This is a genomic window from Mesorhizobium sp. WSM4816 (assembly GCF_055811535.1).
Genome location: NZ_JBVVQR010000071.1, coordinates 1 through 9152, shown reverse-complemented (window position 1 = coordinate 9152; position 9152 = coordinate 1). Strand labels below are relative to the sequence as shown.

Genomic DNA, 9152 nt, shown 5'->3' with positions numbered 1-9152 from the left:
TGCGTTTCAAAAAACGCCCCATGCGCCATCTGCGCCAAACTTCGGCCCCCGTGCAAAGCCCTCACAAGGGGAGAAGGGGGAGCCAATCTCGTGCAGGCCCCATCGCAGAAGATCGCCGATCCTGCCGGTGAAATCTCGGCAGGCGGTTCGGCCCGCTGCGCCGGTCCCAGAGGTCAGTCCATAGGCGCGGCGGGTGCAGCCGCTGAAGCCTTCTGCGGCTTGCGCAGCAGGAAGACCAGCGGGAAAGCCACCAGCGTCACCACCATCATCAGCTTGAAGTCGTTGATGTAGGAGATCATCAGCGACTGCTGGTTGACCAGTCCGTCGATCTGCGACAGCGCCGCCGGATCGCCGCCCGCCGCCGCCGGCGAGGCCGCCCACAGGTTGGGGTTGAACGGATTGATATAGGCCGAGAGCTCGGCGTGGTTGATCTGCGTGTTGCGCACCAGCATGACCGAAACGATCGAGATGCCGATCGACGAGCCGATGTTGCGCACCAGGGAAAACAGCGCCGTGGCGTCGGTGCGGAAGCGCACATCGAGCGTGGCAAAGGCAATGGTGGAGAGCGGCACGAAGACCAGGCCCAGCCCGAGGCCCTGAATGACGCCCGAGGTCAGGATTAGCCAGTTGTCCATCTGCGGCGAGAAGCCCGACATCGTGTAAAGCGACTGCGCCGTAAGCCCCAGTCCGATCATCACCAGCAGCCTGGCATCGATCCTGTGCATGATGCGCCCGACGAAGAGCATCGAGATCATCGTGCCGACGCCGCGCGGCGCCATCACCACGCCGGTGGTGATGGTCGGGTAGCCGAAGATCGTCGACAGCATCGGCGGCAGCAGCGCCAGGCTGGCCAGAAGGATGACGCCGATGATGAAAATGAAGACCAGTCCGGTCGCGAAATTGCGGTCCAGGAATATCTTCGGGTCGATGAACGGGTTTTCGGCGCTCAGCAGATGAATGGTGAACATCCAGAAACCTGAAATGGCGAGGCCAAGCTCGATCCAGATCTCGGCCGAGGAGAACCAGTCGGCATCGCCGCCACGGTCGAGCATGAGCTGCAGCGCGCCGACGCCGAGCGAGAGCATGGCAAAGCCGAAGAAATCGAAGCCGCGCACGCGTCTGGCGATGTTCGGCAGGTAGGCGGCCATGCCGAGAAAGGCGATGATGCCAATCGGCAGGTTGATGAAGAACACCCAGCGCCAGTTGAAGCTCTCGGTCAGCCAGCCACCCAGCGTCGGGCCGATGATCGGCCCGACCATGATGCCGGCGCCCCAGATCGCCATCGCCTGGCCGTGGCGTTCCTTCGGGTTGATGTCGAGCAGGAAGGTCTGCGACAGCGGCACGATCGCCGCGCCGAACACGCCCTGCATCAGGCGGAACAGCACCATGGTCTCCAGGCTCCATGCCACGCCGCATAGCATGGAGAAGACGACGAAGCCGACCACCGCCGTCAGGAACAGCTCCTTGCGCCCGAAGCGGTCGGCCAGCCAGCCGGTCACCGGCGTCATGATGGCGGCGGCAACGATGTAGGAGGTCAGCACCCAGTTGATGGTGTCGGCCGACGCGCCAAGGTCGCCGACCATCGACGGCAGAGCGACATTGGCGATGGTGGTGTCGAGCACCTGCATGACTGTCGCCAGCATGATCGCAATGGTGATCAGGCCGCGATGCGGCACTTCGCGAAAGGCTTCTGGCGTGCTCATGACGTTGAGGCGTCTATTGCGCTTCACCCGCCGCGGCGTGGCCGAAGATGCTCGGAAGCCCGCGGGAAACGCCGGTGTCCACCGTGACGGTCGCGCTCATGCCGGTGCGCAGCGCCATCCTGGCGTCGGCATCGGCCAGCTGCAGGCGCACCGGAATGCGCTGGGTGACCTTGACCCAGTTGCCGGTGGCGTTCTGGGCGGGCAACAGCGAGAACTCGGCTCCGGTGCCAGCGCCGATCGCCTTGACGGTGGCTTCGAACGTCCGGCCCGGGTAGGTGTCGACCACGATTTCAGCCGTCTGGCCGGGCTTCATATTGGTGAGCTGGGTTTCCTTGAAATTGGCATCGATCCAGGTATCGCCGGTCTCGACCAGCGAAAACAGCGGCGTACCCGAGCCGACATACTGGCCGACCTTGAACGAGGCAGCCTGGCTGATGATGCCGTCGGCCGGCGCCCTCACCGTGGTCTGCGCCAAATCGTAGGCAGCCTTGTCGCGCGTGGCGAGCGCCGCCATCACGGTCGGATGCCTGTCGGTCTCGATATCGGGATTGCCGCCAAGGCCCGCCTTGGCGCTGAGGATGCCCTGTTCGGCCACGGCCAATTGCTGCTTGGCCTTGTCGAGATCGTTCCTGGCCTCGTCCAGCGACGACTCGGCGTTGATGCCCTTGCGGGCCAGGTCGGCGGCCCGGTCGTATTGCGACTGCGCATAGTCGACCTGGCTGGCGTCCGACTTCTCCTGCGCTTCCGCCTGGCTATAGGCCGCACGCAGCTGCTCGACATTGAGGCGCGCGCCGGCCACCGCCGCGTCAGCTTGGGCCAATGCGATCCGGTAAGGCTCGGCATCGATGGCGAACAGCACGTCGCCCTGCTTGACGGACTGGTTGTCGAAAATGTCGACTTGGACGATGCGGCCGGCCGTATCGGCGGCGATCGTGACCTTGGCCTGCTGCAGATTGGCGTTCTCGGTCTCCTGGTAACGGCCGCCGGTCACCCAGACGTAGCTGCCGCCGGCGATCAGCGCCACCGGGAGCGCCGACATCAAAAGCATGCGGCCGGCACGGCGCTTCTTCTTCGGCGCCACCGGCGCCGGCGCTAGCTGCGGAGCGGCCGTAACCGGAGTTGCCGCCGGCTGCGCGGGAGCTTCCAACTCCAGCTTGGTCGCATTCTCATCTACCTTGGCTACCGCGTTCATGCTGCTGCGCCTTCTGCACTCTCGACTTTTTCGCCACTCTCGACATTTTCGCCCGGCGCCGGCTCGCCGTCCGCCAGGTTCCTGGTCATCGTCTCCAGTGCCTTGATCAGGACGCGACGATCTTGCGGCGACACGCCGGCCAGCGATTCTTCATAGACTTCGCCAGCAAGGCTCTTGATCTCAGCGTAGGCCTGGCTCGCCTTGGCGGTCGGGAAGATCATGCGGACGCGGCGGTCGGCGGCATCGGCGCGGCGCTCGATCCAGCCGCCCTCCTCCATGCGGTCGACCAGGCGCGACACGCTGATCGGCTCGATCTCGAGAAGCTCGGCGAGCCGGGCCTGGGTGATGCCTTCTTCCTTGGCGACGCGGACCATCAGCCGCCATTGCGCCGAGGAAAGGCCGAGCCCGCTGGCGCGCGCCTCGAAGCGCTTGCGCATCAGGCGCTGCACGTCGTGGATCAAAAAACCCAATCTGTCGATGCCGTCGGAAACCATGAGCGGCATATATTATAAGCGTGCTCACTATTCAAGACGCGGCATTGTGCCAGAAGCCGGCAAGTGTGCATGGCAGCCCATCATGAACGATTGCGAATGAGCATGGTGACCACAAAGAAAGCGCCGACCGAACTGGTGATGATGCCGATCGGCAGTTCCTGCGGCGGCAGCAGCGTGCGCGCCAGAAGATCGCTTGTCAGCAGCAGCACCGCTCCGAAGAGGGCACAGCTTGCAATCAGGCGCAGATGCAACGGGCCGGCCAGGGGCCGGGACAGATGCGGGATCATCAGCCCGACGAAACCGATGACACCTGCGACCGAGACCAGGATCGCCGTCGAGAAGGCAGCGACGAGAAACGCCGTCCTGCGCATCCGCACAACCGGCACGCCGAGGCTTTCGGCAGCATTGTCGCCGGCCAGGAAGGCGTCGAGCTTGCGATGGTTCCACAGGCCATAGCCAAGAATGGTGCACGCGCCAAGAGCAGCCAGCCCGACATTGTCCCATCGCGCCAGGCCGAGCCCGCCCATCGTCCAGAACAAAACCGAGTGAGCGGCGCGCTGGTCTCCGGCGAAGACGAGATAGTTGGTCAAGGCAATGAACATGAACGAGACGGCAAGCCCGGCCAGTATCAGCCGTTCGGGGCCTTGCCCCCTCACCCGCGAAACCAGCAAAAGCACGATGCCGGCGGCCAATATGCCGCCGGTGAAGGCGGCAACCGGCAACGTCCAGATGCCGAAACGGTCGCCAAAAATGGTGATGACGGAAACAGCGCCCGCCGCCGCACCGGAGGAAAGGCCGAACAGGAACGGATCGGCGAGGTCGTTTCGGGTTACCGTCTGCAGCAGCGCGCCGATGACGCCCAGCCCGGCGCCGACACAGATCGCCATGATCGTGCGCGGCAGCCTGAGATCGACAATTATCTTGGCGACCGGGATATTGCCGACCGAACCGGGCACGAGATCTCCGTCCAACCCGGCCGCATGTCCGAGCGCAGCAATCACGTCGCTCAACGCTATGACCGTCGATCCATAGGCGATCGACAGCAGAGCAAGAGCGGCGATTGCTGCCGCTCCTGCTGCCATGGCCAATTCGAAGGCCCTGTGACGCAAGCTCAGAAGGCTTCCGGGTGCATCGCGCTGGCGATCTTGCCGATCGCCTCGATGTTGGCGGGTCCAGGCGTCAGCTCGGCATAGCGCAGCGCGACGAAGCGCTCATTCCTGACCGCATCGGTCTCCTTCATTGCCGGATGGACTTTGAGGAAGTCGAGCAGTTTCCTGTAACCGCCGCCGTCCTGGTAGTCGAGCAGGATCAGGAACTGCGGATTGCGGGAAGCGACCGTTTCCCAGTCCGTGTTGCCCCAGCTCGTCTGCATGTCGGCCATGATGTTGTCGCCGCCGGCAGCGGCGATCATGGCGCTGGGGATCGCGAACTTGCCTGATGTGAAGGGTGTGTCTTCGCCGGAGTCGTAGAGAAACACCCGCGTCCGCTCGCGGTCGCCGACCTTTGCCGTGATAGCGGCGAGTTGCGCTTTCCAGCCTGAAACGAGTTTTTCCGCCTCGGCCTCCTTGCCGAAAATCCTGCCCAGCTTTTCGATGTCGCCGTAGAGCAGGTCCATCGAGGCGGCGGGGCGGTTGTTGTCGAGATGGACGCAGCTTTCCGTCAGCACCAGCGTCTTGATGCCGTGCGGCGCCAGCGTATCTGGCGTTACCTCGCCGCCCGGCTTCATGCCGTAATACCAGCCGGCGAAGAAGAAATCGGGCTCGACCGCGACCAGGTTTTCGAGCGTCGGGTATTTCGGCGCGAGTTCCGGGATCGCTCCCTGCCCGGCCTTGAATTCCGGACCGACCTTGTACCATCCGGTGATGCCGGTCAGGCCGACGATCGACGGTTGCAGCCCCAGCGCGAAGGCCATCTCGGCCATGTTCATATCCTGGATGACGGCGCGCTTCGGCGCGGCGTCGAACGTCAGCGGTGTGCCGCAGCTGTCGACTGTTACCGGGAAAGCGAAGGCGGCCTGGGCAAGCAGGAGAGAGGCAAAAGACAGTGCGAGGCGTTTCACGGATGTTGCTCCTTGGTTAGATCAGAAGAGGCACGGTTCGGGACTTCGAACACCGTGAGTTCGCGGTCTTCGGTGGGATGGCGCAGCCGAAGCACGTCGACGCCGAAAATCTCGCGGATCAACTGCTTGGTCAGCGCCTCGCGCGGACCGGCGAGTGCCTGCAGGCGTGCCTCGTTCATCACCGCGACCCTGGTGGCAAATGGCGTGACCAGCGACAGATCATGCAGCACCGCCACGACGGTCATGCCAAGCTGCGATACGAGTTCGAGAAGTTCGCTGCGGGCGCGCGGATCGAGATGATTGGTCGGTTCATCGAGGAACAGGATTTTCGGCTCCTGGGCGATGGCGCGCGCCAGCTGGGCGCGTTGCCGCTCACCACCCGACAGCGAGCCGATCGTGCGGCCGAGCAGCGGCAGCAGGCCAGTTCTGCGAAGCGCTTCGACGACGACGTCGCGTTGCTCGCTCCTGCGTCGCCAGCCGGCATGCGGGACCCGCCCAAGTCCGACGTAGTCGATCACGGCAAGCCGCGGATCGGGCTGATCGGTCTGGCCGACGACCGCCATGTGCAGCGCCCGCTCGGCGGCCGGAAACGTCTCCAGCCGGCGTCCGGAAAATCTCACATCTCCCCCGCTCGGACGCAGCGTGCCGCATAGCATGCGCAGCAGCGTCGTCTTGCCGGCGCCGTTGGGACCGATGATGGCGAGGCGGTCTCCCGCCGCGACCGAAAGGCTGACCGCACTGACCAGGCGCTGGCCATTCGCCGTGGCGCTCAGTTCACGCGCTTCAAGAAGAGGCTGGCAGGCGTCCAACTTACCGTCACTTTCTCAATGGCGACGGAAGGAAGCTGGACCAGCCGACAAGACCGATGTCCACGTCTCCTCCCGGCACACCCCGTCCGGTCAACTCGTGCGATGGCAGGTCTCCTGGCTCGCGGGTCCTTGCGCCATCCTGCCTTCCCAGCCTTGGCCAGTGGCATTTCGGATTTTGCTCGCCGCTTACAGTTGCGGGGGCAGCCACGGCCTCGATCCGAAGATCTCACCGTGTTCCCTTTTCACCCCTCGCCTTTCGGCTTGGGGAACCATCAGTCAGCCACCCTAGTTTTCCGCCAATCCCAGCGCAATAAATTTCCGGGTTCCGGAGTGCCCGCGAGCAATGGTCTTGTCAGAACGAGCATACCGAACCTCGTAATGTAATAACGTTACGACTTAAAGGACAACGCCTGCTCCCGTCAAGCCCTTCGCCCAACGCCTTCGACTTGCCGACCAGCGTCGCATTGCGCGGTGCGCAATTTCGATCAAACTGCCTCCACCAGGAAGCGATACCATGACCTGGCCAATGCGCAGTCCCACAGCAAGGAGCCATATGAACCCGACCGAGAAAGCGCTGTGGTTCGTCGAAAGCCATCTGCCGGAGGCCATCTCGCTCGACGATGTCGCCAACAGCAGCGGCGTGTCGCGCTTTCACGTGACGCGGGCTTTCGGTGCGGCGACCGGACGTTCGGTGATGGGCTACCTGCGTTCTCGCCGGCTGACCGAGGCGGCGCGCAGGCTCGCCGCCGGCGCACCGGACATCCTCTCGGTCGCGCTCGACGCCGGCTATGCCTCGCATGAGGCTTTCACCCGTGCCTTCCGCGACCAGTTCGGCACCACGCCGGAACTGGTGCGCGCGCAAGGCTCGCTCAAAAACCTCGATCTCGTGGAGCCGATCCTGATGGACCAGTCCTTCCTCACCAATCTCGAGCCGCCGCGTTTTGAGACCAGCCGGCCGTTCCTCATCGCCGGTCTTGGCGAGCGCTACAGTTGCGAAACCAGCGCCGGCATCCCGATGCAGTGGCAAAGGTTCGGCCCCTATGTCGGCAACATTCCAGGCGAGGTCGGCGACGTCGCCTATGGCGTCTGCGTCAACGGCGACGATGCAGGCAATTTCGACTATATCGCCGGCGTCGAGGTGTCCGATTTTTCGGACCTGCCGAAGGAGTTTTCGCGCGTGCGCGTGCCGGCGCAGAAGTACGCCGTGTTCGCCCATCGCGACCACATCTCGACCATCCGCCGCACGGTCAACACGATCTGGAACAAATGGCTGCCGGCCTCCGGGCACAAGATTGCCGACGCGCCCGAATTCGAGCGCTACGGCCCCGAATTCGATCCGCGCAGCGGCAATGGCGGGCTGGAAATCTGGATACCGGTCAAAGGGTGAGAATGGCCCAGTTTTCAACTTGTGTAGGAGACTAGTGTCGAGGCGCTCCGCCTTATCTTGCCTTCTCCGTTGTCCCACAAGGGGAGAGGGGAAAGACGCTACAACTCCAGGTTCCAGTTCTGGCCGACCAGATCCTTGCCGAAGGCGTGGTGGCGTTCCTGATTGGCCAGCTTGAACCCGGCCGCCTCGTAGATGCGGCGCGCTGAGGTGAGCACGTCGTTGGTCCACAGCGTCAATTTCTTGTAGCCCTTGGCACGGGCAAAGCCGATGCATTCCTCGACCAGCCGCCTGCCGATGCCGAGACCGCGCGCCGAGGGCTCGACATAGAGCAGGCGCAGCTTCGCCACCGCGTCCGACTGGCGCACGAGAAAGACCGAGCCGACGACTTCCCCTTCCCGCTCGGCGATCCAGCTGCGTTCCCATTTCGGATCGTAGGATTTGACGAAAGCGCCGAGGATTTCGGCGACCAGCGCCTCATAAGTTTCGTCCCAGCCATATTCCTGCGCATAGAGCAGGCCCTGGCGATGGATGATCCAGCCGATGTCGCCGACCTGCAAGGACCGCAGCATGTAAGGGACCCTGGGCTCTGCACTCTCGCCCAGCAGGCGCTGCACCGTCTGCATCGCCTTGACCAGCCTGTCCTGTTCCGGTGCGGAAAGCCGGTCGAGCAGGGCCGCGACCTGATCGTGCGAACCCTGGTTCAGCGGCGCGAACGCCGCTCTTCCCGCCGGCGTCAGCGCAATCGACGAGCGCCGAGCATCGGCTTGCGTCGCCACGCGCTCGACCAGGCCACGCTCCTCGAACTTTTTCAGCAACCGGCTGAGATAGCCGGGGTCGAGACCGAGATCGCGCGCAAGATCGGTGGCGGTCAGGCCATCGCGATGCGCCAGTTCATAGAGCACCCGGGCCTCGGTCAGCGAGAAGGCGCTTTTCAGCAGCCCTTCGTCGAGCAACCCGATCTGGCGGGTGTAGAAGCGGTTGAAGCCCCGCACCGCATCGATCCGCTCCCTGCCGGGTTGATGATGAATCGTCATGGCATCCTCCTGCCCGCACAAGATCAACCATTTAGTTGACTCAGTCAAGTATCAGTTCGAAGCAGGCTGCGGCTGTCGATCAGCTCACTCAGCGCCTTGACTCTCGCCAGCCACCGGCTTATCTCACCGCCACGTTAGCACTCGCCATTGGTGAGTGCTAAGCGTAGGTTCGGCGCCGCCGGGCTTATAGGTTTGTCCGGCGCCGCCGGACGGAGGAACTATTCTCACCATTCTCACCGAGGAAAATAAAATGGCAAAGTCGAAGTTCCGCCCGCTTCATGACCGCGTGGTCGTACGCCGGGTTGAATCCGAATCCAAGACTGCCGGCGGGATCATCATCCCCGACACGGCGAAGGAAAAGCCGCAGGAAGGCGAGATCATCGCCGTTGGTTCCGGGGCCCGCGACGAAGCCGGCAAGCTCGTCCCGCTGGACGTCAAGGCCGGCGATCGCATCCTGTTCGGCAAGTGGTCGGG

At 63.8% G+C, this 9152-nt stretch carries 9 protein-coding genes and 1 riboswitch; of the genes, 2 read left to right on the top strand and 7 right to left on the bottom strand.

Annotated features, from left to right (window positions below):
- Positions 1-173: 173 nt before the first annotated feature.
- The 6 genes from AC0L3H_RS32535 to AC0L3H_RS32510 form a co-directional block, all read right to left on the bottom strand.
- On the bottom strand, positions 174-1703 hold the full coding sequence (locus AC0L3H_RS32535; protein WP_473588206.1) for a DHA2 family efflux MFS transporter permease subunit: 1530 nt from the start codon (positions 1701-1703) through the stop codon (positions 174-176).
- A gap of 13 nt (positions 1704-1716) precedes the next feature.
- Positions 1717-2895: an HlyD family secretion protein gene (locus AC0L3H_RS32530; RefSeq protein ID WP_473495038.1), complete on the bottom strand. Its 1179-nt coding sequence runs from the start codon at positions 2893-2895 to the stop codon at positions 1717-1719.
- Positions 2892-3389: a MarR family winged helix-turn-helix transcriptional regulator gene (locus AC0L3H_RS32525; RefSeq protein ID WP_473495045.1), complete on the bottom strand. Its 498-nt coding sequence runs from the start codon at positions 3387-3389 to the stop codon at positions 2892-2894. Before AC0L3H_RS32525 ends, AC0L3H_RS32530 begins: the two co-directional genes overlap by 4 nt.
- 80 nt (positions 3390-3469) lie before the next feature.
- Positions 3470-4471 (bottom strand): FecCD family ABC transporter permease, encoded by a 1002-nt coding sequence (locus AC0L3H_RS32520; RefSeq protein WP_473588205.1) that lies wholly within the window; start codon positions 4469-4471, stop codon positions 3470-3472.
- Positions 4472-4500: 29 nt separating this feature from the next.
- Positions 4501-5448, bottom strand: coding sequence for an ABC transporter substrate-binding protein (locus AC0L3H_RS32515; RefSeq protein WP_473588204.1), 948 nt, complete (start codon positions 5446-5448; stop codon positions 4501-4503).
- The gene (locus tag AC0L3H_RS32510) at positions 5445-6257 is read right to left on the bottom strand and encodes an ABC transporter ATP-binding protein (protein ID WP_473588203.1); all 813 of its coding nucleotides are present in this window, start codon (positions 6255-6257) and stop codon (positions 5445-5447) included. The genes AC0L3H_RS32515 and AC0L3H_RS32510 overlap by 4 nt, the downstream gene beginning before the upstream one ends.
- An 87-nt stretch (positions 6258-6344) precedes the next feature.
- Positions 6345-6546, bottom strand: a riboswitch (cobalamin riboswitch).
- Between the two features lie 264 nt (positions 6547-6810).
- On the opposite strand from AC0L3H_RS32510, the gene AC0L3H_RS32505 reads away from it, so the two are divergent.
- Positions 6811-7644, top strand: a complete 834-nt coding sequence (locus tag AC0L3H_RS32505; RefSeq protein WP_473588207.1) for an AraC family transcriptional regulator — start codon at positions 6811-6813, stop codon at positions 7642-7644.
- A gap of 98 nt (positions 7645-7742) precedes the next feature.
- Here AC0L3H_RS32505 and AC0L3H_RS32500 read toward each other — a convergent pair whose 3' ends face one another.
- On the bottom strand, positions 7743-8678 hold the full coding sequence (locus tag AC0L3H_RS32500) for a bifunctional helix-turn-helix transcriptional regulator/GNAT family N-acetyltransferase (RefSeq protein WP_473588202.1): 936 nt from the start codon (positions 8676-8678) through the stop codon (positions 7743-7745).
- Positions 8679-8928: 250 nt separating this feature from the next.
- Here AC0L3H_RS32500 and AC0L3H_RS32495 point away from each other — a divergent pair.
- Positions 8929-9152: co-chaperone GroES (locus AC0L3H_RS32495; protein ID WP_473588201.1), on the top strand; the 224-nt coding region annotated here is incomplete at its 3' end.